This window comes from Nocardioides maradonensis (genome assembly GCF_054777115.1).
Genome location: NZ_BAAHAZ010000005.1, coordinates 35411 through 57902, shown reverse-complemented (window position 1 = coordinate 57902; position 22492 = coordinate 35411). Strand labels below are relative to the sequence as shown.

The window sequence follows — 22492 nt, the reverse complement described above, 5'->3', positions numbered from 1 at the left end:
GCGAGCGAACCATCGGCCTTTCATGCGCGCCGACGCGCGCGCAGCGCAGGGCGCGGAGCTTGCGGAGCAACCGGAGCGAGCACGGGGAGGTTGGCGCGTGAGCGTGCTGGTGGTGGGGATCTCCCACAACTCCGCACCCGTCTCCCTGCTGGAGCGGGTCGCCCTCGACGACGCCGGGGTGCAGAAGCTGACCGCGGCCGCCGCGGCGTGCGACCACGTCACCGAGGCCACGGTCATCGCGACCTGCAACCGCCTCGAGATCTACACCGAGGTCAGCCGGTTCCACGGCAGCATCGAGCAGCTCTCGCGGCTGCTGCTGGAGCGCGCGGGGGAGTCGACCGAGGCCCTGTTGCCCAACCTGTACGTGCACTACGACGACGGCGCCGTGTCGCACCTGTTCAAGGTCGCCGCGGGCATGGACTCCATGGCCGTCGGCGAGGCGCAGATCCTCGGTCAGACCCGCGACGCCCTGCGTCGCGGCCAGGAGATCGGCAGCGTCGGCCCGGCCCTCAACGGGCTGTTCCAGCAGGCCCTGCGCGTCGGCAAGCGCACCCGCGCCGAGACCGCGATCGACGTCGTCGCGCCCACGCTGGTGAGCGCCGCGCTGGACCAGGTCGGCCCGGACGAGAGCTCGGTCGCGGGTCGGTCCGTCCTCGTGATCGGCGCCGGTGCGATGGCCGGTCTCGCCACCGCCACGGTCCGTCGGCTCGGCGCCGAGCGGATCGCCGTCGCCAACCGCTCGCCGGAGCGTGCCCGCCGGCTCGCAGCGCAGTACGACGGTGTCGCCGTACCCCTCGAGGAGCTGGGCGCCGAGCTGGGCCGCGCCGACGTGGTCATCAGCTGCACGGGCGCGACCGGGATCGTGGTCGACGCCGAGATGGTGTCCGCCGCGCGGGCCGGCGATGACCGGCCGCTCGCGCTCATCGACCTCGCCCTGCCGCACGACATCGATCCCGACACCGCGGACCTGCCCGGGGTCACCCGGATCGACCTCGCCGCGCTCGCCGACGCCCTCGCCGACAGCCCTGCGGGCGCCGAGGTGCTCGAGGTCCGGCGGATCCTCGCCGAGGAGGTCACCGCCTTCCTCGCGGCCCGCCGCCAGGCGAGCGTCACCCCGACCGTCGTCGCGCTCCGCTCGATGGCGACCTCGGTCGTCGACGCCGAGATGACCCGGCTGGAGAGCCGCCTTCCCGGCCTCGACTCGGCCGTCCTGGCCGAGGTCCGGTCCTCGGTCCGCCGGGTGGCCGACAAGCTGCTCCACGAGCCGACCGTCCGCGTCAAGGAGCTCGCCAACGACCAGGGCGCCGTCTCGTACGCCGCCGCGCTCGCCGAGCTCTTCGCGCTCGACCCCGAGGCGGTGGACGCCGTGACCCGTCCGAGCGTCGTCACCGAGGAGGGATCCGCATGACCCTCCGCATCGGCACCCGCGCGAGCCGGCTCGCCACGACCCAGTCGCGGCAGGTCGCGTCCGCGATCACCTACGTCACCGGCGTCGAGACCGAGCTGGTCGAGATCGCGACCGACGGCGACCGCAGCCAGGCCGCAGGCACCCCGCTGGTCGGCGCCTCGAGCACCGGCGTGTTCGTGAGCGCCCTGCGCGAGGCGCTGCTCGCCGGGGAGGTCGACGTGGCCGTGCACTCGTTGAAGGACCTGCCGACCTACCCGGAGCAGGGCATCGCGCTGGCCGCGATCCCGCGCCGGGAGGACCCCCGCGACGTCATCGTGGCCCGCGACGGTCTCACCCTCGGCGAGCTGCCCGTCGGCAGCGTGGTCGGCACGGGCTCGCCCCGCCGGGTCGCGCAGCTGAAGGCACTCGGCCTCGGCCTCGACGTACGCCCGATGCGGGGGAACGTCGACACCCGGATCGGCAAGGTCACCTCCGGGGAGTACGACGCCGTGGTGCTCGCCCGGGCGGGCCTGGCCCGTCTCGGCCGTGCGGCGGAGGCCACCGAGGCCCTCGACCCGCTCCAGATGTTGCCCGCGCCCGGCCAGGGGGCGTTGGCGATCGAGTGCCGCGCGGACGACGCCGCGACGCTCGCCCTGCTCGCGAAGCTCGACGACGCCGCCACCCGCGCCGCCGTCACCGCCGAGCGGCAGACCCTGGCCACCCTCGAGGGGGGCTGCTCCGCCCCCATCGGTGCCCTCGCCGACGTGGTCGAGGGCGACTCCGGCCCGGAGCTCTGGCTCCGTGCCGTGGTGCTGTCCGAGGACGGCACCCTCGCAGTCCGGACCTCCGGCTCGACGCCCCTGGGCGACGAGCCGGCAGCCTGGTCCGAGGCCGCGATCCGGCTCGGTGAGCGCATCGCCACCGAGATGCTCGATGACGGCGCCCGGGAGCTCTCAGCGGCCCCCGCGGCACCGCCTTCCGCCGAACGACCAGCAGAGGTGCATGAGGCATGACCCGATCCCGCTCGACCAAGGCCACCCCCGCGGGGACCCCTGACGTCGCCCTGCCCACCTCGGGCAGCCTCGCGTTCGTCGGGACGGGTCCCGGTGATCCCGAGCTGCTGACACTGCGTGCCTCACAGCTGATCGCCGACGCCGACGTGCTCATCACCGAGACGCCCGAGCACGAGACGCTGATCGCGCTCGTCCGTGGTGCCGCGGGCAGCCCGGAGGCCGAGGTCCTCGACGGAGGCTTCGGCGAGGACGGCCAGCCGCTGACCCACGCCGCCCGGGCGAAGGTCGTCGTCAAGCAGGCCAAGCGCGACGTCCGCGTCGTCCGCCTGCTCAGCGGCGACCCGTTCCTCTACGCGTCCGGCCCCGAGGAGGCCCAGGCCGTCGCCAAGGCGGGTCTGCCGTTCGAGGTCGTCCCCGGCGTATCGTCGGTGGGTGCCGTGCCGGCGTACGCGGGAATCCCGTTGACCACCAAGGACCACCGTGAGGTCGCCGTCGTCACCTGCGGCGACAAGGTCGACTGGTCGAAGTACGCCGACGCCCCGACCCTCGTGCTGCTCTCCGCCGTGGGTCAGATCGGCGACATCGCCAAGGCGCTGGTCGAGGCCGGCCGGCCGGCCACCACGCCGGTCGCGATGACCCGCGTCGGCACCACCACCGAGCAGCAGACCGTCACCTCGACGCTGGAGCGGATCGCGGTCGACGCCCGCGCCGCCCGGATGGCTCCGCCGGCCATCACCGTCGTCGGCAAGGTCGTCGACCTGCGCCAGACGCTGTCCTGGTTCGAGACCAAGCCGCTGTTCGGCTGGCGGGTCCTCGTCCCGCGCACCAAGGAGCAGTCGGCCTCGCTGTCGAACAAGCTGCGCAGCTTCGGCGCCGTGCCCGAGGAGGTGCCGACCATCTCCGTCGAGCCGCCGCGCAACCCGCAGCAGATGGACAAGGCCGTCCGCGGCCTGGTCGAGGGTCGCTACGAGTGGGTGGCGTTCACCTCGTTCAACGCGGTGAAGGCCGTGCGCGAGAAGTTCGAGGAGTACGGCCTCGACGCCCGTGCCTTCTCCGGCCTCAAGATCGCCGCGGTCGGCGAGAAGACCGCCGCGACGCTGGCCGAGTGGGGCCTGCGCGCCGACCTGGTGCCGTCCGGCGAGCAGTCGGCCGCCGGCCTGCTCGAGGACTGGCCGGAGTACGACGAGCAGCTCGACCCGATCAACCGGGTCTTCCTGCCGCGCGCCGACATCGCCACCGAGAACCTCGTCGCCGGCCTGGTCGACCTCGGCTGGGAGTGCGACGACGTCACTGCCTACCGCACCGTCCGGGCCGCCCCGCCGCCGGCGCCGACCCGCGACGCGATCAAGACGGGCAAGTTCGACGCGGTGGTCTTCACCTCGTCGAGCACCGTGCGGAACCTGGTCGGCATCGCCGGCAAGCCGCACCCGTCCACGATCATCGCGGTGATCGGCCCCGCCACGGCCAAGACCGCCGAGGAGCACGGCCTGCGCGTCGACGTCATGTCGCCGGTGCCGGACGTCGAGATCCTCGCCGAGTCCCTCGCCGGCTTCGGCGCCGCCCGCCGGGCCGCCTTCCTGGAGGCCGGTGAGCCGGTCACCAAGCCGTCGGACCGCAAGCCCTCGGGCCGCCGCCGCAAGGCCGAGTAACCCCCGAGACCCGGGTTCTGGCCAACCGAGTCCCGGGTCCTGGCGGCGGTACCGCCGCCAGAACCCGGGACTCGACCAGCCAGAACCCGGGTTTCGCGCATTTGGGAGGATGGCGGCATGAGCGAGATCGAGCGTCCCGTCGTCCGTCCCCGCCGGCTGCGGACCACCGCCGCCCTGCGTGAGATGGTCGCGGAGACGACGCTGCGGCCGGCCCAGCTGGTGCTGCCGGTGTTCGTGCGCGAGGGCGCGTCCGAGCCGATCGCGATCTCGTCGATGCCGGGCGTCGTCCAGCACACCCGCGACACGCTCCGCAAGGCGGTCGTCGAGGCCGCCGAGGCGGGCATCCGGGGCGTGATGCTCTTCGGCATCCCCGAGACCAAGGACGCGGTCGGGTCGGGCGCGACCGACCCGGACGGCATCCTCAACCTCGCGATCGCCGACGTCGTGGGGGAGGTCGGCACGGACCTGGTCGTGATGGCGGACCTGTGCCTGGACGAGTTCACCGACCACGGCCACTGCGGCGTGCTCACCCCGGACGGCCGCGTCGACAACGACGCCACCCTCGAGCGGTACGCCGAGATGGCCCGTGTCCAGGCGGCGGCCGGTGTCGACCTGGTGGGCCCCAGCGGCATGATGGACGGCCAGGTGGCGGTCATCCGCGCCGCGCTCGACGCCGCCGGCCACACCGACACGGGGATCCTCGCCTACTCCGCGAAGTACGCCTCGGCGTTCTACGGGCCCTTCCGCGAGGCCGTCGACTCGTCCCTCGAGGGCGACCGCCGGACCTACCAGCAGGACTACCGCAACGCGCGCGAGGGCGTCGCCGAGGCGCTGCTCGACATCGCCGAGGGTGCCGACATCGTGATGGTGAAGCCGGCCCTGGCCTACCTGGATGTGCTGCAGCGGGTCCGCGACGCGGTCGACGTGCCGGTGGCGGCGTACAACATCTCCGGGGAGTACGCCATGGTCGAGGCCGCCGCGGCCAACGGGTGGATCGACCGCGAGCCGGCCATCCTCGAGACGCTGACCGCGATCCGCCGGGCGGGCGCGGACGTCATCCTGACCTACTGGGCCGTCGAGGCCGCGCGACTGCTGCGCGCCTGAGGTCAGTGCGGCAGGTGCGTGAGGCCACCGAGGAGCTGGGTCAGGATGTCCTGCGTCGGGCTCGGTGACGGGCTCGGCGTGGACGAGCCGCCCGAGGTCGGGTGCGCCGAGGGAGTGGACGACTGACCGCCGCCCGACGCGTGGTGCGTGCCGGGCGTGTGGGCCGGGGCGTGGTGGGCGGTGGGGTGATGCGGCGCGGCTGCGGTCGCCGAGTCGCTCGCGGTCGCCGAGGCGCTCGCGGAGACGGTACGCCGTGCCTTCGGCCGCAGCGGATGCACCCGCGCACCGTCAGGGGTGCCGGTCGCCGTGGCAGCGGCCGGGGTCGTCGCGGCCGCGCGCGCCGCGGTAGCCGGAGCGTGGTGCTCGCTCCACAGCACGCCGAGCGCCCACGAGGCGATCAGAACGAGCGCCACGGCGATCCCCGCGACGTTCAGCAAGCGTGTCCTGGTCATGTGTGATTCCTGAGTCCCGATGCCCCCAGCCCGCCTCCAGGGTAGGGCGCACCGGCTCGGGACGCGAGATCGGGAAGCACGAAGCCCCCGGACCGCTGGTCCGGGGGCTTCGTGGAGGTGCTGGGTGGTGCGGCTGCTCAGAGACCGTAGGAGGCCAGGCACTCCTGCTTCTTGGTCGGGTTGAGCGCGAACTGCAGGTTGCACTGCAGTTGGGCGGTGACCGGGTTCAGCGCGCCGAGCAGGCCGTTGACGACCTGGCTGACCGGGTCGCTGCCGCCGGTGCCACCACCAGTGCTGCCGCCCGTCGAGCCGCCGCCGGTCGAGCCGCCGCCGGTGAGACCGCTCAGCGCGTCGCCGACACCCTTGACCACGCCGGTGACGGTGTTGGTGATCGGGTCGCCGGTCGGGCCGGTCGTGGGGCCGGTGGTCGGGCCACCGGTGCCGCCGGTCGAGCCGCCGCCGGTCGTGCCGCCGGTGGAGCCACCGCCGGTGGAGCCGCCGCCGGTGCCCGGGTTGTCGTGGCCCGAGCTGACCGACTCGTTGAAGGTGTTGTGGCCGCCGCCGAAGGTGCCGCCGCCCGAGTAGCTCGGGCCGCCGGGCACCAGGTAGCCGGCCGCGGTGGAGTTGTTCGGCGCGGTCGCGTAGTCACCCTGGAGGTAGCCGTTCATGACGCGGATGACCAGGTTCACGTACGCGTTGCTGTTGTTGTAGCGGTAGACCGCGGCCTTCTGGCCGGCGAGCGTCGACAGGTCGTCGGTGCCGGAGCAGAGGTAGACCGCCGCGGCGAGCGCGGCGTCGTCGATGTCCTGCGGGTTGCGCTTGCCGTCACCGTCGGCGTCCACGCCCACGACCGCCCAGGTCGCCGGGATGAACTGCATCGGGCCGACGGCGCGGTCCCACTGGGTGTTGTTGTCGTACTGACCGGCGTCGGTGTCGGAGATCGCCTTGTTGCCGTTCTTGCCGTTCAGCACCGGGCCGTAGATGCCCGGCACGGAGACGCCCTGGTCGTTGAGGACGTTGCCGTCGGCGCGGCCGTGGTTGGACTCGACCCGGCCGATCGCGGCGATCAGCTGCCAGGTGAGGTGGCAGGAGGTGTCCGCGGAGTTGATGACCGACTCGGCGCGCTGGTAGGCGGCGAGGGCGGCGCTCGGGATGTCGTTGGTCGAGGCCGCGTTGACGATCGAGGACCCGTTCCCGCCGTCGAGCAGGCCCGGCGACGAGACGCTCGCGGGGTCCTTGAGCGGCTGCGAGGGGACGCTCGTGTCGCTGGCCGCAGGTGCTCCTGCCGCGCTGACCGGGCCCACCACGCCGCCGATGCCGGCGACGCTGGCCGTCCACGCGGCGGACAGCAGCGCGAGCGGAATGATGGTGGCGGCGCGCTGCAGACGTCCCAGGCGCTTCCTCGACATAGCGTCTCCCTTGTCCAACTTGAGCAACGAGCCCTCCCCGCCGGTCACGTCCCGACAGATCCGCTGCTCCCTTGTGTCGCCTCGCTCCCAAGTCCGGCGACAAGGGCACAACGAATCCTGACACAGCGACGTTACGGGTGTCACATGGTCATCCGCACAGAAACCAGCCGATCGATTGGCCGAAATGACCCAAAAGGACTATGAGGGCCGCGGTGGGCGTCCAGCGCGGCGCCCGAATGGGGCCGGTTGGGACCCATCGGCGACAATGGCGCGGTGAAGTCCGAGGAGCTGTTCGCCCGCGCCCGCACGGTCACCCCGGGTGGTGTGAACTCTCCCGTACGGGCCTTCAACGCCGTCGGAGGCACGCCGAGGTTCATCGCGAGCGCCGAGGGCGCCTGGCTGACCGACGTCGACGGCCGGCGGTACGTCGACCTGATCTGCTCCTGGGGCCCGATGCTGCTGGGCCACGCCCACCCCGCGGTGGTCGAGGCGGTGCAGGCCGCGGCCGCCCGCGGCTCGTCGTACGGGACGCCCACGGAGGGGGAGGTCGCCCTCGTCGAGGCGATCGTCGCGCGCACGCCCGTCGAGCGCGCCCGCCTCGTCACGTCCGGCACCGAGGCCACCATGACCGCGATCCGGCTCGCGCGCGGGTTCACCGGCCGTGACGTCGTGGTCAAGTTCGCCGGCTGCTACCACGGCCACGTCGACGCCCTGCTCGCCTCGGCCGGCTCCGGGCTGACCACCTTCGCGATCCCGGGCACCCCCGGCGTACCGGCCAGCTCCACCGAACTCACCCTCGTGCTGCCCTACAACGACCGCGATGCCGTGACGGCTGCCTTCGCCGAGCACGGCGACCGGATCGCCTGCGTCATCACCGAGGCGGCGCCGGGCAACATGGGTGTCGTCCCGCCCGCGCCGGGTTTCAACAAGTTCCTGGCCGAGACCTGCCGCTCGAACGGCGCGCTGTTCATCTCCGACGAGGTGATGACCGGCTTCCGGGTCTCGAAGGCCGGCCAGTGGGGCACCGACGGCGCCGTCGAGGGCTGGGTCCCCGACCTGATGACCTTCGGCAAGGTGATGGGCGGTGGCTTCCCCGCCGCGGCGTTCGGCGGCCGGGCCGACGTGATGCACCACCTCGCGCCCGAGGGGCCCGTCTACCAGGCCGGCACCCTCGCCGGTAACCCCGTCGCGACGGCCGCGGGTCTCACCACGCTCCAGCACGCCACCGACGACGTCTACGCCCACATCGGGTCCGTGGCCGACTCCCTGCGGGCGGGGGTCGCGGAGGCGTTCACCGCCGCCGGCGTCCCGCACGTGATCCAATCGACCGGCTCGATGTTCTCGGTGTTCCTCACCGACCAGCCGGTCACGGACTTCGCCGGCGCCCAGCGCACCGACGTGCCGGCGTACGCCGCCTTCTTCCACTCGATGCTCGACCAGGGCGTGCACCTGCCGCCGTCGGCGTTCGAGGCGTGGTTCGTGTCCTCTGCGCATGACGACAACGCCGTGCAGCACGTCCTCGACGCGCTGCCGGCCGCGGCCAAGGCTGCTGCTGAGGTGAACAAGTGAGCGCGACGCCCGACACCGTCGTCCACCTGGTCCGGCACGGCGAGGTCTTCAACCCCGACGGCGTGCTCTACGGGCGCCGCGACGGCTTCCACCTCTCCGAGCTCGGTCAGGCGATGGCCCAGCGCACCAGCACCTGGCTGGCCAAGCGCGACGTCACGCTCATCCGGTCCTCGCCTCTCGAGCGGGCCCGCGAGACCGCGGCCCCGCTGGCCGCGACCCTCGACCTCGAGGTCGGCATCGAGCCGCGCATCCTGGAGTCGGAGAACAAGTTCGAGGGCATGCAGTTCGGCCGCGGCCGGAACGCCCTGCGCAACCCCGCGACCTGGCGGCTCCTCTGGAACCCGTTCAAGCCGTCGTGGGGCGAGCCGTACGCGCACATCGTCGAGCGGATGCTGGAGGCCGTCCGGGACGCGCGTGCCGCCGCCGAGGGGCACGAGGCGGTCCTCGTCTCCCACCAGCTGCCGATCTGGACCACCCGGCTCGCCGTCGAGGGTCGCTCGTTCCTGCACGACCCGCGCCGGCGCCAGTGCACGCTCTGCTCGGTCACCTCGCTGCACTTCGTGGGCGAGGCCCTCACCCAGATCTCGTACGCCGAGCCCGCGATCGACCTGATCCCGAAGGACGCGCGCAACGCCCCGTTCTCCGCGGGCGAGGGCATCATCGGACCGACCGGCGCCAAGGTCGACGACCCGAGCGACCAGCAGGCGGGCTGATCGTGCGGCGTACCTCTGCTCTCGTGGCGTGCCTGGCGGCCGGTGTCGTCCTGTTCGCCGCCTGCAGCGGCCTCGGCTCCCACGGCAACGGCTACCTGGACGGCCAGGGCGTGGGCGTCACGACGATCGCGCCGGACAAGAGGGAGGCTCCCGTCGACATCAGCGGTACGACACTGCAGGGCAAGCCGCTGAGCCTCGCGTCCTTCCGCGGCAAGGTCACCGTCGTCAACGTGTGGTGGTCGGGCTGTGTGCCGTGCCGCAAGGAGATGCCGATGCTCGCGCAGGTCGAGAAGTCCTACGCGACCGGCAAGAACGCCCGGAAGGTCGCGTTCGTGGGCATCGACATCCGCGACTACGACCCAGGACAGGCCCGGTCGTTCGAGAGCGCCAGCGGGGTGGGCTACCCGTCGTTCTACGACCAGGCGAGCAAGACCCTGCTGGCCTTCGGCGACTACGACCCGCCGGCGGTCCCCTCGACCATCGTGCTCGACCAGCAGGGCCGGGTCGCGGCGCTCATCCCCGGCACCATCCCGTCGGCCACGACGCTGACGAACCTGGTCGACGCCGAGCTCGGGAGCGGCGCGTGACCGACTGGTTCCGTGAGCAGGCCGCCGGCGGGTCGCTGGCGCTGGCCGTGCCCGTGGCGCTGATCGCCGGGCTGGTCTCCTTCTTCTCCCCGTGCGTGCTCCCGCTGCTGCCCGGCTACCTCTCCTACGCGACCGGCCTCTCCGGCGCCGACCTGGCATCGGGCGCCGCCGCCCGGCACCGCAGCCGGATGCTGCTGGGCGCCCTGCTGTTCGTGCTCGGCTTCGCCGTCGTGTTCGTGCTGGCCGGCGCCACCTTCGGCACCATCGGCGGGCAGCTGCGGCACTACCAGCACGAGCTGACCCTGGTGCTCGGTGTGGTGCTGATCGTGCTCGGGCTGGTCTTCGCAGGGGTCATCCCGCTGTTCCAGAAGGAGTACCGGATCCACAGGCTGCCGGGCGTCGGCCTGGCGGCGGCCCCGCTGATCGGGGCGCTGTTCGCGATCGGCTGGACCCCGTGCATCGGCCCGACGTACGGCGTGATCCTCAACCTCACCTACGCCAGCGGCAGCACCGCGTTCCGTGGTGGCCTGCTCTCGCTGGTCTACGCGATCGGGTTGGGCCTGCCGTTCGTCGTGGCCGCGGTGGCCTACGAGCGGACCCTCGGCGCGCTGCGCTGGGTACGCCGCCACCAGGTCTGGATCATGCGCGCCGGCGGCGTCCTGCTCGTCGCGATCGGGCTGCTGATGCTGACCGGCTCGTGGGACCACCTGGTGCAGTGGGTGCAGCTCAGGACCGTCAACAGCTCGTGGGTGGGTGTGTGACCGACAACGACAAGGGCGCCGAGCGGCGGCCCGGTGAGCTGAACCTGCGCGAGCTGCTGCGCTGGACCTGGCGTCAATTGACGTCGATGCGCACCGCTATCGTGCTGCTGCTCCTGCTCGCGCTCGCCGCCGTCCCCGGCTCGGTCATCCCGCAGTCCGGGGTCAACCAGCAGGCCGTCACGCGGTGGCAGACCGACCACCCGCAGCTGACCCCGATCTACGAGAAGCTCGGGCTGTTCTCGGTCTACAGCTCTCCGTGGTTCGCGGCGGTCTACCTGCTCCTCGTCATCTCCCTGGTCGGCTGCATCATCCCGCGCCTGGGCGTCTACTTCCGCGGTTTCCGGGCCCAGCCGCCCGCCGCACCGGCCAACCTGAGCAGGCTGCCGGCCTCCACGTCGTACGAGACCTCGGCCTCGGTGGAGGACGTCCTGGCGCACGCGCGCACCGTGCTGGGGCGGCGTCACCGGCTCCGGGTTTCGACAGGCTCAACCACCGGATCCGGCGGCGACTGGGTCGCGGCCGAGCGCGGGCAGATGCGCGAGGCGGGCAACCTCGTCTTCCACCTCTCCGTGCTGATCGTGCTCGCCGGCTTCGCGATGGGCGGGTTGTTCGGCTTCGAGGGCGGCGTGGTGATCGTGGAGGGCCAGAGCTTCTCCAACAACCTCACCCAGTACGACGACTTCAACCCCGGCAGCCTGTTCCGCACCAGCCAGCTCAACCCGTTCTGCTTCACGGTGAACAGCTACAGCGACCAGTGGCTCACCTCGGGCTCGCGCGCGGGCATGGCGGTCAAGTTCAAGGCCGGCATCGGCTACCAGGAACAGTGCGGCAAGGGCGCCACCAAGGACTTCGACCTCGAGGTCAACCACCCGCTCGACATCGGCAGCACCGAGGTCTTCCTCATCGGCCACGGCTACGCGCCGGTCATCACGGTGCGCAACGGCAAGGGCCAGGTCATCGCGAGCGGGCCGCAGGTCTTCCTGCCCCAGGACGCGACCTTCCTGTCGTACGGCGTCGTGAAGCCCTCGATCACCAAGCCGGTCCAGCTGGGGCTGGAGGGCGTGTTCTACCCGACGTACGCCGCGGTCCACGGCAACCCGGTCACGGTCTTCCCCAACGACCTCAACCCGCGGCTGGCCATGTTCGTCTACACCGGCGACCTGGGGCTCGACAGCGGGACCGGCCAGTCGGTGTACATCCTCGACAAGACCCACGCCACGCAGGTGCGCCAGGCCAACGGCATGCCGTACCGGCTCGACCTCAAGCCGGGGCAGACCGTGAGGCTGCCGAACGGGCTCGGCTCGGTGACGTTCGACGGCGTCAAGAAGTGGGTGCGGGTCCAGATCAGCCAGACGCCCGGCAAGCGGATCGCCCTGGCTGGCGTGGTCCTCGCGCTGATCGGCCTGTGCGGATCTCTGTTCATCCGTCCGCGGCGGGTCTGGGTGCGCGCCCGGAAGGTGACGGACGGCCAGCCGGGAGGCACCATGGAACGGACCGTCGTCGAGGTCGCCGTCCTCGACCGCTCCGGCAACGCCGATGTGCAGGAGATCCTCGACGACCTGGTCGGGAGACTTCAGAAGGGAATGCCGTGACCAACGCGGACTGGGCGTCGCTCAGCGACCACGCCATCGGAGCAGCGGGAGTGCTGTACTTCCTCGCGCTCCTCTCGCACCTCGTCGAGTGGGCGATGCTGCGCCAGCCCCGCGCGGTCGCCGCGGAGGTCGGCGAGCTCGTCACGGCCGGCGGGGCCTCCGCGGCTCCGGCCGCGCCCCCCGGGGAGGACTCCGGTCGGCGTACCCGCGAGGAGAAGGTGGCCTTCTGGGGCCGGCTCGGCCTGCTGCTGACCGGCATCGCGGCCGTCGTGCACTTCGTCGCCCTGGTCGGCCGGGGCATGGCCGCGGACCCGAACCGGGTGCCGTGGGGGAACATGTACGAGTTCACGATCACCGGCTCGTTCATCGTGATCGCGATGTACCTGGCGCTCTACAAGCGGTTCGGGCTGTCCTGGATGTCGCCGCTCGTCGTCGGCTTCGTGGTGACGATGCTGATGATCGCGATGCTCGTGCTGCACGAGGCGGTCGCGCCGCTGACCGACGCGCTCAGCTCGTACTGGCTCGTCATCCACGTCATCTCGGCGGCCATCGCCACCGGCGCGTTCACCCTCGGCGGGATCACCTCGATCGTCTACCTGGTCAAGGCCCGCGCCGAGGCGAAGGCCGACGGCGCCCCGCTGACCGGGTGGCTCGGCCGGGTCCCGGGCCTGGAGGCGCTCGACCGGGTCGCCTACCGGGTGCACGCGTTCGCGTTCCCGATCTGGACCTTCGCCGTCCTCATCTCCGGCCCCATCTGGGCGCACCAGGCCTGGTCGCGCTACTGGAACTGGGACCCCAAGGAGGTCTGGGCGTTCATCACCTGGGTCGTGTACGCCGGCTACCTGCACGCCCGCGCCACCGCGGGCTGGCGCGGCCGCAACGCAGCGATCCTGGCGCTGGTCGGGCTGGCCACGCTGTGGTTCAACTTCATCGGCATCAACTACTTCAACTCCTCCAGCCAGCACTCGTACGCCGCTCCGGCGCTGGTGGAGGTCCAGCCGCACGGGCTGGTGCACGAAAGGAGCCTCCTGTGAAGGAGTTCTGGGTCTACACCGGCCTGCGGGTCGGTCTGTTCCTGGCCACGCTGGTCGTCGTGTTCGGCGTCTGGTTCGCGATCACCAGTGACGTGCCGATGACGTGGGCGGTGGTGCTGGCGTTTGTGATCAGCGCGCCGGCGTCGTACCTGCTGCTCAACAAGCCGCGCGAGGCCTTCGCCCAGCGCGTCACCGGCCGAGCCGATCGGATCGTCGACCGCTACGAGGCCGCCCGGGCCAAGGAGGACGTGGACTGAGCCCGGCTCAGCCCACGAAGAGCCCGACGGCCGCGAACACGGCCCACAGCAGCTCGGCCAGACCGGTCTTCTGCAGCACCGGGATGAGCCGCGGGCCGGTGGCGCCGGAGCCGACGATCTTCGCCGCTCGGAGCGCTGGGATGGCGTAGACGAGGCCGAGCAGCGCCCACCAGGTGGTCGTCGCGGCAAGGGCGAACAGCGCGCCGAAGGCGGCCGTGACGAGGGTGGCGAAGAAGGCGCGCGTCCGCCGGTCCCCGAGGCGCACAGCGAGTGTCATCTTGCCGGCCTCGGTGTCGGTCGGGATGTCGCGCAGGTTGTTGGCGACGAGGATCGCGCAGGCCAGCGCGCCGACCCCGCAGCCCGCCAGGACCGAGGGCCAGCCGGTGTGGTGCCACTTCTCGGTCTGCACGTACGTCGTACCGACCACGGCGACCAGCCCGAAGAAGACGAACACCATGACCTCGCCCAGGCCCAGGTAGCCGTACGGCTTCGAGCCGCCGGTGTAGTACCAGGCCGCGACGACGCAGACCGCGCCGACGGCCAGCAGCCACCACGCGGTGGTGGCCGCCAGCACCAGGCCGGCCACCCCGGCCACCCCGAAGGCGAGGAACGCGGCACGCTTCACGGCCGCGGGCGTGGCCAGGCCGGAGCCCACCAGGCGCAGCGGGCCGACGCGCTCGTCGTCGGTGCCGCGGATGCCGTCGGAGTAGTCGTTGGCGTAGTTCACCGCGACCTGGAGCGCGAGGCTGACGACGAGCGCGAGCAGGGCCTTGCCCCACACCACGTCACTGACCGACGGGTAGGCCACGACGCCGGTCCCGGCCACCACGGGCGCGATCGCTGCGGGGAGGGTGCGGGGTCGCGCGCCGGCGAGCCATTGCTGGGGTGTGGCCATGGCCGGATTCAAGCAGGCTCGGGCTGTGCCTGCTGCGTGGGGCGCTTGATGCGGCGCTCGGCGGCGTGCGCGGCAGGGTGGATCAACGCTGCGGCGAGCGCGACGATGGCGGCGATCGTGAGCCAGCCGGCGGTGCCCCAGTGCATCGCCAGGAAGGTGTACGCCGCGGGCGCCCACACCGTGCCGACGGTGAAGCCGAGCTGCGAGACGCCTTGGTACTCGCCGCGCCGGTTCGGGTCCGAGAGCTCGGCCTGCAGCCCCCAGTCCGCGGCCGACCCGAACAGCTCGGCACCGGTGACGGTCACGTGGCCGATCCAGACCAGCGCGATCGTCACCCAGCCGACGGTGTCGTGGGTGATGAGGATGATGGCGCAGGAGGCGACGAAGAAGAACGCGCCCCGGCGCTGGGCGCGCAGCGAGTCGGCCACGTCGACCACCCCGCGCGCGGCGGCGACCTGCAGGCAGACCGCCATCACCGTGTTGGTGCCGAACAGCCAGGCCAGCAGGACGCGCGGCGCGTCGGTCTCCTCGACCAGCCACAACGGGATCACCACGTTGAGCAGCACCTGGTGGGTGTTGAGGACCCCGGACAGGATCGAGGTGAGCAGGTAGGGCCGGTTGCGGAGCGCCGCGCCACCGTCGTGGGCGTGCAGCGCCTCCTCCAGCCCGGTCTCGGTGTCCTCGGACTGCAGGGTGTGCAGGCCGGGCAGGCGCAGGATCAGGGCGGCGTTGAGGATCAGGACCGCAGCCGTGGCGATCGGGACCGTACGGATCACGGTGTTGCTGCCGGTCGCGAGCGCGGCGCCGGCGAGCAGGGCGCCGAGGGTGTAGCCGACGTTGCGCGCGGCCCGGAAGTAGGCGTTGCTCCGCACCCGCTGCTCGCGCGGGAAGACCTCGAAGCGGTAGGCGTTGCGGGCCGCGCGGCCGGCGACCTGCACCGACTCGAGCACGACCGTGACGAGGATGAACGTCGCCATCGAGTCGGCCCAGAACCAGGACGCGTAGGTCAGGCACTCGAGCACGCACGTGACCGACCAGACCTGCTTGGCGCCGAAGCGGTCGCTCAGCTTGCCCAGCGGTACGGCGAGCAGGAAGCTCGCGATCCCACCGATGGTCAGGCCGAGGCCGACCTGGGCCGCCGACAGCCCGACGACCTGGGTGAAGAACACCGCGCTGCCGGTGAGGAAGGCGCCGTCGCCGGCGGCCGACAGGATCGACTGCCACGACAGGCTCCGGACCAGGGGCGTGTCGCCGAGCAGGCGGTTGACCGGGTTCCTCATGCGGGCTCCACGGCCGTCGGGGTCGCGTCCGCGAGGGTCGGTACGACGCGCGGGAAGTGCTGCTCGGCGTACCTCTCGGCCATGGCGGCCCCGGCGCGGACGCCGATCGCGGCGACCACCGAGATGGCGGCGATGACCAGCCACCCGGCCTCGGCCCAGCTCATCGCGAGGAAGGTGTAGAGCGCGGGCGCCCACACGAAGCCGAGCTTGTTGCAGACGTTGCCGACGCCCTGGTACTCGCCGCGCCGGCGCGGGTCCATCAGGTCGGCCTGGAACGTCCAGCTCGCCGCGGACAGGAACAGCTCCGCGCCGGTGACCGTCACGTGGCCCAGCCAGACCAGCGCGATCGTCACCAACCCGACGGTCGAGTGGGTGACGAGCGTGATCAGGCAGCTGACGACGAAGAACCCGGTCGCGATGCCGATCTTGTGCCGGGCGCTGCGCACGTCGGTGACCGTCCTCGCCATGTACGTCGGCAGGAAGATGCACAGCACCGTGTTGGTGCCGAACAGCCAGGCCAGCAGGACGTGGGGTGCGTCGGTGCGCTCGACCAGCCACAGCGGGATGACGATGTTGAGCAGGACCTGGTTGGTCCACAGCGTCCCGTTGAACGTGGAGGTGATCATCCAGCCCACGTTGCGGATCGCCGACGGGCCGGGGATCTTCTCGCGGGCCTGGCCGGACGCGACCCGCAGGTCGTGCGGTGCGCGCGGCATCCGCGAGATCCCGACCGCGTTGCACAGCATCAGCACCGCCGCGAACATCGGCGTGAACCGGATGACGGTCAGGTCGTCGACCGCGAGCGCGGCGCCGCCGAGCAGGGCGCCGAGCGTGAAGCCGGCATTGAGCCAGGAGTACAGGTACGCCTGGGTCTCCAGCCGCTCCTCGCGGGTCATCACGTCGAGGATGTAGGACTCGCGGGCCACGTCGCCGAGCGCCTCGAAGAGGCCGAAGACGGCGCCCACCGCGACGTACGCACCGAAGGAGTGGACGAACGGCAGGGCGGCGAACGCGGCGGTGCGGCCGAGCGCCGCGGCGACCCACATCCGCTTCGGGCCGAGCCGGTCGACCACCCGCCCCATCGGGTACGACGCCAGGAACCCCACCACCATCGTCAACGTGATGCCGAGACCGGCCTGGGCCGCCGTCATGCCGACGACCTTGGTCAGGAACACCGCGCTGCCGGTGTTGAAGGTGCCCTCGCCGACGGAGAACAGCAGCGACTGCGTCGCGAGGCGGCGGGCGAGTGGCGTCGGCGGGATCAGGCGTCGCAGGAAACCTGGCCCCGAGCCGCGCTCCGAGTCGGACGGCATGACCGCATTCTGTCCGGTGCCGCTAGCGTCTGTCGTGTGGATTTCCTGCGCCCCGACAACGATTTCGACACAGTTGTCGCCGCGCTGCGCGCGTGGTTGGCCGGAGACGGCGCCCAGCGGCTGCTGGTGGAGACCTCCGGCTCCAGCGGTACGCCGAAGAGGGTGGTCCTGTCGCGCTCGGCCGTGCTCGCCTCGGTGGCGGCCTCGGCAGCCCGGGTCGGCGGTTCGGGGCCGTGGGTGCTCGCCCTGCCGTCGACGTACGTGGCCGGCGTGCAGGTGCTGGTGCGCTCGCTGGTCGCCGGGCACCCGCCGACCCTGCTGGAGAGGTCCGGGTGGCCGGCGGGGGAGGGCTGGTTCACCTCGCTGGTGCCCACCCAGCTCGGTCGATTGCTCCAGTCGCCGGAGGACGCCGCAGCGCTGGCGCGCGCCCACACGGTGCTGCTCGGGGGCGGACCCATCGACCCGGCGCTGCGTGCCGCCGCGGAGTCTGCTGGCGTGCGGGTGGTGGCGACGTACGGCGCCGCCGAGACCGCGGGCGGCTGCGTCTACGACGGCGTACCGCTCGACGGGGTCGCGGTGGCGCTGGGCGACGGCGGCCGGATCCGGATCGCCGGCCCCACCCTGTTCGACGGGTACGACGGTGCGCCCGAGCTGACTGCCGAGACGCTGGTCGACGGCTGGTACCTCACCTCGGACGCGGGCCGCTTCGACGAGGACGGCCGGCTGCGGGTGATCGGTCGCATCGACGACGTGATCGTCTCCGGCGGGGTGAACGTCCCCGGACCGGCGGTGGCCGCGCGCCTGCGCGCACATCCGGGGGTGCAGGCGGCCGAGGTGCTCGGCGTACCGGACGAGGAGTGGGGGAACCGCGTCGTGGCGTTCGTGGCGACCGACCGGTCGCCCTCGCTGGAGGACGTGCGGGACTGGGTGGCCTCCGAGCTGCCGCGGCCCTGGGCGCCGCGCCAGCTGGTGCTGCTGCCCGAGCTGCCGCTGCTGCCCAACGGCAAGCCGGACCGGGTGACGCTCCGGGGGATGGCATGAGGGTGCTGTCGATCCCGATGCGCACACGCTTCCGGGGCATCACCGTGCGCGAGGTCGCGCTCGTCGAGGGGCCGGCGGGCTGGGGCGAGTGGAGCCCGTTCCTGGAGTACCCCGCCGACGTGGCCGAGCCGTGGCTGCGGTGTGCGGAGGAGGCGGCTTCGGGGTCGTGGCCGTCGCCGGTGCGGACGTCGGTGGCGGTCAACGTCACCGTGCCCGCGGTCGGGCCCGAGCGGGCGCGGGAGATCGTGCTGGCCGGCGGCTGCCGGACCGCGAAGGTGAAGGTGGCCGAGCCCGGTCAGACGCTGGCCGACGACGAGGCGCGGGTCGCCGCCGTGCGCGAGGCGCTCGGTCCCGGCGGGCTGGTGCGCGTGGACGCCAACGGCTTGTGGTCGGTGGAGGAGGCGGTCGCAGCGCTGGGGGTGCTGGACCGCGCTGCCGGCGGGTTGGAGTACGCCGAGCAGCCGGTCGCCTCGGTCGAGGACCTCGCCCTCGTCCGCCGCCGGGTCGCGGTGCCGATCGCCGCCGACGAGTCGATCCGTCGGGCCTCCGACCCGTATCGCGTCCGCGACCTGGAGGCCGCCGACATCGCGGTGCTCAAGGTGCAGCCGCTCGGGGGCGTGCGCGCCTGCCTGGAGATCGCCGAGCGGATCGGGCTGCCGGTGGTGGTGTCCTCCGCCCTGGAGACGTCGGTCGGGATCGCGGCTGGTGTCGCGTTGGCTGCGGCGCTCCCGGAGCTGCCGCACGCGTGCGGGCTGGCAACCGTGCAGATGCTGACCGACGACGTGGCCGTCGCGCCGCTGCTGCCGGTCGACGGTGAGCTGCCGGTGGGGGTGCCCGTGGTGGAGACTGCCGCGCTGGATCGCCTCGCCGCTCCCGTCGATCGCGTGGCCTACTGGGGGACCCGGCTCGCGGAGGTCCGCGCGCTGCGGGAGGATCGGCGTTCGTGAGCACCCCCTCCGTGGACCTGGCGAGCGCTGTCGTCGACCGCCTCGTCGCGGCAGGGGTCACCGAGGTCGTGCTGTCGCCCGGCTCGCGCAACGCCCCGATCGCCTACGCGGCGTGGTCCGCGGAGCGGGAGGGCCGGTTGCGCCTGCACGTCCGCATCGACGAGCGCACCGCGGGCTTCCTCGGGTTGGGGCTCTCCAAGGTCGGCGCCCGCGCGGCGGTGGTCTGCACCTCGGGCACGGCCGTCGCGAACCTCCACCCGGCCGCCCTCGAGGCCGCGCACTCCGGCGTACCCCTCGTGCTGCTGACCGCCGACCGCCCGGCCCGGCTGCGCGGCACGGGCGCCAACCAGACCACCGACCAGGTCGGCATCTTCGGTGAGCTCGTGGCCACCCACGACGTCACCTCCCTCCCCGACCTCCCCGACCTCGCCGCCGACGGCCCGCTCCACCTGAACCTCCAGCTCGACGCGCCGCTGACTCCGGCCGGTCTCCCCGTCGTACCTGACCAACGCGTTGGGTCTGCGGCGGAAATCCAACGCGTTGGTCAGGTACGACGCGAGACCCTCACCCGGGGCCCCCGCACCGTCGTCGTGGCCGGCGACGACTCCGGGGCCCAGGCGCGGTGGCTGGCCCGCTCGGCGGGCTGGCCGCTGATCGCCGAGCCGACCAGCGGCTCCCGCACCGGCGACGGCGCCCTGCGCTGCGGCCGGCTGCTGCTCACCACCGAGCTCGCGGACCGGGTCGAGCGGGTGGTGGTCTTCGGTCGGCCGAACCTGTCCCGCCCGGTCACCCGGCTCATCGAGCGCGCGGACGTCGAGACCGTGGTCGTGCCGGCGCCCGGCGCGTGGCCGCTCCGTCCGGCTGCCTGCCGGCAGGCAGGCAGCGTCGAGTGGGCCGAGGAGACGCCCGACGACCCGGCCTGGCTCGAGGAGTGGCACGACCGCGACCGGGCGATCGGCCGCGGCATCGACCGGCTGCTGGCCGAGCAGCCCGGCCTCACGGCGTACGACGTGGCCGGGGCCGTCTCCCGCGCCCTGCCGCCCGGCGGGCTGCTCGTCGTCGGCGCCTCCAACCCGATCCGCGACCTGGACCTGATGCACCGCCCGCCGCCGGTCGGCGAGCACCGCATGCTCATCGCCAACCGCGGCCTCGCCGGCATCGACGGCACCGTCAGCACCGCGATCGGCGCCACGCTCGGTCGGCCGCGCACGACCCGCGCCTTCGCCCTGATGGGTGACCTGACCTTCCTGCACGACGCCAACGGCCTGCTGATCGGCCCCGACGAGCCGCGCCCGGACCTCACGATCGTGGTCCCCAACGACGACGGCGGCTCGATCTTCGCGACCCTCGAGCAGGGAGCGCCGGAGCTGGCTCCCGCTTTCGAGCGGGTCTTCGGGACGCCCCACCGCACCGACCTCGCCAGCCTGTGCGCCGCCCACCGCATCCCGCACCTCAGGGTCACCTCGAAGCCCGAGCTCGAGCAGGCGCTGGCCGCGCCCAACGGCGGGATCGAGGTCGTCGAGGCGGTCGTCGGCCGCCACGACCGCCGCGCGCTGGACGAAGCCATCCGCGCGCTGGCCCACCGGGGAGACTGACCCCATGGAGATCGCGCTGCTGCTCGTCGCCCTCGCCGCGTCGGTCCTGGTGGTCACCGCCCTCTCCGAGAAGTACGACGCCCCCGCGCCGCTCGTCCTCATCGTGGTGGGGGTGGCGGCGTCGTACGTGCCCGGCGTGCCGACGATCCACCTCGAGCCCGACGTCGTCCTGCTCGGCCTGCTGCCGCCCCTGCTCTACAGCGCCGCCCTCAACACCTCGCTCGTCGACTTCAACGCCAACCGCCGCTCGATCCTGCTGCTGTCGGTGGGTCTCGTGGCGGCCTCCACGGTCGTGGTCGCCGCGGTGGTGCGCCTGGTGCTGCCGGAGATCCACTGGCCGCTGGCGTTCGCGATCGGCGCCGTCGTGGCGCCGCCGGACGCGGTCGCGGCGACGACGATCGGGCGCCGCATCGGCCTGCCGCGCCGTGTCGTGACGATCCTCGAGGGCGAGTCGCTGTTCAACGACGCGTCCGCGCTGGTCGCGCTCCGCACCGCCATCGCCGCGCTGGGTGCCACCGTCAGCGCCTGGAAGATCGGCTGGGACTTCCTGGTCGCGGCCGGCGGCGGCGCGCTGCTCGGCTTCGTGACCTTCCTCCTCGTCGCGTTCGTACGCCGCAGGATCAGCGACCCGCTCGTCGACACGGCGCTGTCCTTCGTGGTGCCGTTCGCGGCGTACCTCGCCGCCGAGGAGATCCACGCCTCGGGCGTCGTCGCCGTCGTGGTGGCCGGCCTGCTGCTCGGCCACAAGGCGCCGATCCTGCAGACCGCCCAGTCGCGGGTCGCCGAGCGTGTCAATTGGCGCACGATCGCGTTCGTGCTGGAGCACACCGTGTTCCTGCTCATCGGCCTGCAGGCGAAGTGGCTGGTGGACCAGGTGCGTGCCAGCTCGACCCCGGTCGGCTCGATCCTCGCGGTGTGCGCGGCCGTCCTGGTGACGGTCGTCGTGGTCCGGATGGCCTGGGTGCTGGTCGCCCGGGTGCTGCTCATCCGGCCGGGGCCCGACCCTGTGACCGGGCACGTCTCCGACTGGCGGGACTCGTTCCTCATCGGATGGGCCGGGATGCGCGGCGTGGTGACGCTCGCGGCCGCGTTCATCGTGCCGGTCGACACCGCGCACCGCGAGGTCCTGCTGCTCACGGCCTTCACCGTCGTGGCCGGCACGCTGCTCGGCCAGGGCCTCACGCTGCCGATGGTGGCCAAGCGGCTCGAGGTCGCCGGCCCCGACCCGATGGACGACGCACTCGCGCGTGCGACCCTGCTCCAGCAGGCCGCGAAGGCCGGCTTCTGCCGGCTCGACGAGCTCGCCGAGCAGGACGCCGAGGACACCCACAGCGTGCGCGACGTGATCACGCAGCGCATCGAGCAGCGCAACTTCGCCGCCTGGGAGCGGCTGGGCACCACCGAGGGCATCGAGAGCCCGAGCGATCGCTACGCCCGGTGGCGCACCGAGATGATCGACGCCGAGCGCGCCCGCGTCCTGGAGATCCGCTCGACCGGCACGGTCCCCTCCGAGGTCGTCAGCGAGGTGCTCGCGATGCTCGACATCGAGGAGTCGATGCTCGACGCCGCCGAGGCCGAGCGCGCGGAGATCCGCACCGCCGGCACCCGTGCCAACCGGGACGGCTGCGACCACCTGGCCAGCACGCCGCTGCTCGACCCGCCCCCCGAGGTCGACCTGGTCTGCCGGGAGTGCATCGAGGCAGGCTCGCAGTGGGTCGCCCTGCGGATGTGCCTGACCTGCCGCAACGTGGGCTGCTGCGACTCCAGCCCGCTGCGCCACGCCACCGCCCACTTCCGCGCCGAGAGCCACGCCGTCATGCGCTCGGTCGAGCCGGGTGAGGACTGGCGTTGGTGCTACGTCCACCACATCACCGGGTAGGGCTCGCCGGGTAGC

Annotated in this window: 20 protein-coding genes; 15 read left to right on the top strand and 5 right to left on the bottom strand. The window is 72.6% G+C overall.

The genetic code is table 11. The features are described 5' to 3' along the window. Nucleotides 1–97: 97 nt before the first annotated feature. The 4 genes from ACYVAQ_RS07000 to hemB all read left to right on the top strand — a co-directional run bounded on the left by ACYVAQ_RS07000 (nt 98) and on the right by hemB (nt 5153). Nucleotides 98–1408: a glutamyl-tRNA reductase gene (locus ACYVAQ_RS07000; RefSeq protein WP_460787793.1), complete on the top strand. Its 1311-nt coding sequence runs from the start codon at nt 98–100 to the stop codon at nt 1406–1408. Further along, on the top strand, nt 1405–2400 hold the full coding sequence (gene hemC, locus ACYVAQ_RS06995; RefSeq protein ID WP_460787792.1) for a hydroxymethylbilane synthase: 996 nt from the start codon (nt 1405–1407) through the stop codon (nt 2398–2400). Before ACYVAQ_RS07000 ends, hemC begins: the two co-directional genes overlap by 4 nt. Then, entirely contained in the window at nt 2397–4049 is a 1653-nt protein-coding gene (locus ACYVAQ_RS06990; RefSeq protein ID WP_460787791.1) for a bifunctional uroporphyrinogen-III C-methyltransferase/uroporphyrinogen-III synthase, read from the top strand. The genes hemC and ACYVAQ_RS06990 overlap by 4 nt, the downstream gene beginning before the upstream one ends. 117 nt (nt 4050–4166) lie before the next feature. Then, nucleotides 4167–5153, top strand: a complete 987-nt coding sequence (gene hemB / locus ACYVAQ_RS06985; RefSeq protein ID WP_460787790.1) for a porphobilinogen synthase — start codon at nt 4167–4169, stop codon at nt 5151–5153. 2 nt (nt 5154–5155) lie between these two features. Here hemB and ACYVAQ_RS06980 read toward each other — a convergent pair whose 3' ends face one another. Together ACYVAQ_RS06980 and ACYVAQ_RS06975 are read right to left on the bottom strand one after the other, a co-directional pair. Further along, nucleotides 5156–5605, bottom strand: coding sequence for a hypothetical protein (locus tag ACYVAQ_RS06980; protein ID WP_460787789.1), 450 nt, complete (start codon nt 5603–5605; stop codon nt 5156–5158). 137 nt (nt 5606–5742) lie between these two features. Beyond that, nucleotides 5743–7014, bottom strand: a complete 1272-nt coding sequence (locus ACYVAQ_RS06975) for a lytic murein transglycosylase (protein WP_460787788.1) — start codon at nt 7012–7014, stop codon at nt 5743–5745. A gap of 273 nt (nt 7015–7287) precedes the next feature. On the opposite strand from ACYVAQ_RS06975, the gene hemL reads away from it, so the two are divergent. From hemL to ACYVAQ_RS06940, 7 genes are read left to right on the top strand one after another with little or no spacing between them, the layout of a single operon-like run. Then, on the top strand, nt 7288–8583 hold the full coding sequence (gene hemL / locus ACYVAQ_RS06970) for a glutamate-1-semialdehyde 2,1-aminomutase (protein WP_460787787.1): 1296 nt from the start codon (nt 7288–7290) through the stop codon (nt 8581–8583). Beyond that, nucleotides 8580–9296: a histidine phosphatase family protein gene (locus ACYVAQ_RS06965; RefSeq protein WP_460787786.1), complete on the top strand. Its 717-nt coding sequence runs from the start codon at nt 8580–8582 to the stop codon at nt 9294–9296. Before hemL ends, ACYVAQ_RS06965 begins: the two co-directional genes overlap by 4 nt. 2 nt (nt 9297–9298) lie before the next feature. After that, entirely contained in the window at nt 9299–9883 is a 585-nt protein-coding gene (locus ACYVAQ_RS06960) for a TlpA disulfide reductase family protein (protein WP_460787785.1), read from the top strand. Then, nucleotides 9880–10644 carry a cytochrome c biogenesis CcdA family protein gene (locus ACYVAQ_RS06955; RefSeq protein ID WP_460787784.1) on the top strand — a complete coding sequence of 255 codons (765 nt, stop codon included), beginning with the start codon at nt 9880–9882 and terminating at the stop codon, nt 10642–10644. The genes ACYVAQ_RS06960 and ACYVAQ_RS06955 overlap by 4 nt, the downstream gene beginning before the upstream one ends. After that, on the top strand, nt 10641–12236 hold the full coding sequence (resB, locus tag ACYVAQ_RS06950) for a cytochrome c biogenesis protein ResB (RefSeq protein WP_460787783.1): 1596 nt from the start codon (nt 10641–10643) through the stop codon (nt 12234–12236). The genes ACYVAQ_RS06955 and resB overlap by 4 nt, the downstream gene beginning before the upstream one ends. Beyond that, nucleotides 12233–13270 (top strand): c-type cytochrome biogenesis protein CcsB, encoded by a 1038-nt coding sequence (gene ccsB, locus ACYVAQ_RS06945; protein ID WP_460787782.1) that lies wholly within the window; start codon nt 12233–12235, stop codon nt 13268–13270. The genes resB and ccsB overlap by 4 nt, the downstream gene beginning before the upstream one ends. After that, a complete protein-coding gene (locus tag ACYVAQ_RS06940; protein ID WP_460787781.1) occupies nt 13267–13527 on the top strand; it encodes a DUF4229 domain-containing protein in 261 nt (86 codons plus the stop codon). Before ccsB ends, ACYVAQ_RS06940 begins: the two co-directional genes overlap by 4 nt. Nucleotides 13528–13534: 7 nt before the next feature. On the opposite strand, the gene ACYVAQ_RS06935 is transcribed toward ACYVAQ_RS06940, so the two are convergent. From ACYVAQ_RS06935 to ACYVAQ_RS06925, 3 genes are read right to left on the bottom strand one after another with little or no spacing between them, the layout of a single operon-like run. Then, entirely contained in the window at nt 13535–14422 is an 888-nt protein-coding gene (locus ACYVAQ_RS06935) for a 1,4-dihydroxy-2-naphthoate polyprenyltransferase (RefSeq protein ID WP_460787780.1), read from the bottom strand. Nucleotides 14423–14430: 8 nt separating this feature from the next. Then, the gene (locus ACYVAQ_RS06930; protein ID WP_460787779.1) at nt 14431–15702 is read right to left on the bottom strand and encodes an MFS transporter; all 1272 of its coding nucleotides are present in this window, start codon (nt 15700–15702) and stop codon (nt 14431–14433) included. Continuing rightward, nucleotides 15699–17015 (bottom strand): MFS transporter, encoded by a 1317-nt coding sequence (locus tag ACYVAQ_RS06925; RefSeq protein ID WP_460787777.1) that lies wholly within the window; start codon nt 17013–17015, stop codon nt 15699–15701. Before ACYVAQ_RS06925 ends, ACYVAQ_RS06930 begins: the two co-directional genes overlap by 4 nt. A gap of 36 nt (nt 17016–17051) precedes the next feature. On the opposite strand from ACYVAQ_RS06925, the gene ACYVAQ_RS06920 reads away from it, so the two are divergent. Genes ACYVAQ_RS06920 through ACYVAQ_RS06905 form a run of 4 tightly spaced genes read left to right on the top strand, consistent with a single transcriptional unit; the run spans nt 17052 to nt 22477 of the window. Further along, on the top strand, nt 17052–18056 hold the full coding sequence (locus ACYVAQ_RS06920; RefSeq protein WP_460787775.1) for an AMP-binding enzyme: 1005 nt from the start codon (nt 17052–17054) through the stop codon (nt 18054–18056). Then, entirely contained in the window at nt 18053–19003 is a 951-nt protein-coding gene (locus ACYVAQ_RS06915) for an o-succinylbenzoate synthase (RefSeq protein WP_460787773.1), read from the top strand. Before ACYVAQ_RS06920 ends, ACYVAQ_RS06915 begins: the two co-directional genes overlap by 4 nt. Next, nucleotides 19000–20598, top strand: a complete 1599-nt coding sequence (gene menD, locus ACYVAQ_RS06910) for a 2-succinyl-5-enolpyruvyl-6-hydroxy-3-cyclohexene-1-carboxylic-acid synthase (protein ID WP_460787771.1) — start codon at nt 19000–19002, stop codon at nt 20596–20598. The genes ACYVAQ_RS06915 and menD overlap by 4 nt, the downstream gene beginning before the upstream one ends. A 4-nt stretch (nt 20599–20602) precedes the next feature. Continuing rightward, nucleotides 20603–22477 (top strand): Na+/H+ antiporter, encoded by a 1875-nt coding sequence (locus tag ACYVAQ_RS06905; protein WP_460787769.1) that lies wholly within the window; start codon nt 20603–20605, stop codon nt 22475–22477. The last annotated feature ends 15 nt before the right edge of the window (nt 22478–22492 follow it).

Excerpts from the sequence above, each read along its gene's own strand:
- hemC (WP_460787792.1), top strand. The coding sequence starts at position 1,405 with ATGACCCTCCGCATCGGCACCCGCGCGAGCCGGCTCGCCACGACCCAG.
- ACYVAQ_RS06990 (WP_460787791.1), top strand. The coding sequence starts at position 2,397 with ATGACCCGATCCCGCTCGACCAAGGCCACCCCCGCGGGGACCCCTGAC.
- hemB (WP_460787790.1), top strand. The coding sequence starts at position 4,167 with ATGAGCGAGATCGAGCGTCCCGTCGTCCGTCCCCGCCGGCTGCGGACC.
- ACYVAQ_RS06980 (WP_460787789.1), bottom strand. The coding sequence starts at position 5,605 with ATGACCAGGACACGCTTGCTGAACGTCGCGGGGATCGCCGTGGCGCTC.
- ACYVAQ_RS06975 (WP_460787788.1), bottom strand. The coding sequence starts at position 7,014 with ATGTCGAGGAAGCGCCTGGGACGTCTGCAGCGCGCCGCCACCATCATT.
- ACYVAQ_RS06935 (WP_460787780.1), bottom strand. The coding sequence starts at position 14,422 with ATGGCCACACCCCAGCAATGGCTCGCCGGCGCGCGACCCCGCACCCTC.
- ACYVAQ_RS06930 (WP_460787779.1), bottom strand. The coding sequence starts at position 15,702 with ATGAGGAACCCGGTCAACCGCCTGCTCGGCGACACGCCCCTGGTCCGG.
- ACYVAQ_RS06925 (WP_460787777.1), bottom strand. The coding sequence starts at position 17,015 with ATGCCGTCCGACTCGGAGCGCGGCTCGGGGCCAGGTTTCCTGCGACGC.
- ACYVAQ_RS06915 (WP_460787773.1), top strand. The coding sequence starts at position 18,053 with ATGAGGGTGCTGTCGATCCCGATGCGCACACGCTTCCGGGGCATCACC.
- ACYVAQ_RS06905 (WP_460787769.1), top strand. The coding sequence starts at position 20,603 with ATGGAGATCGCGCTGCTGCTCGTCGCCCTCGCCGCGTCGGTCCTGGTG.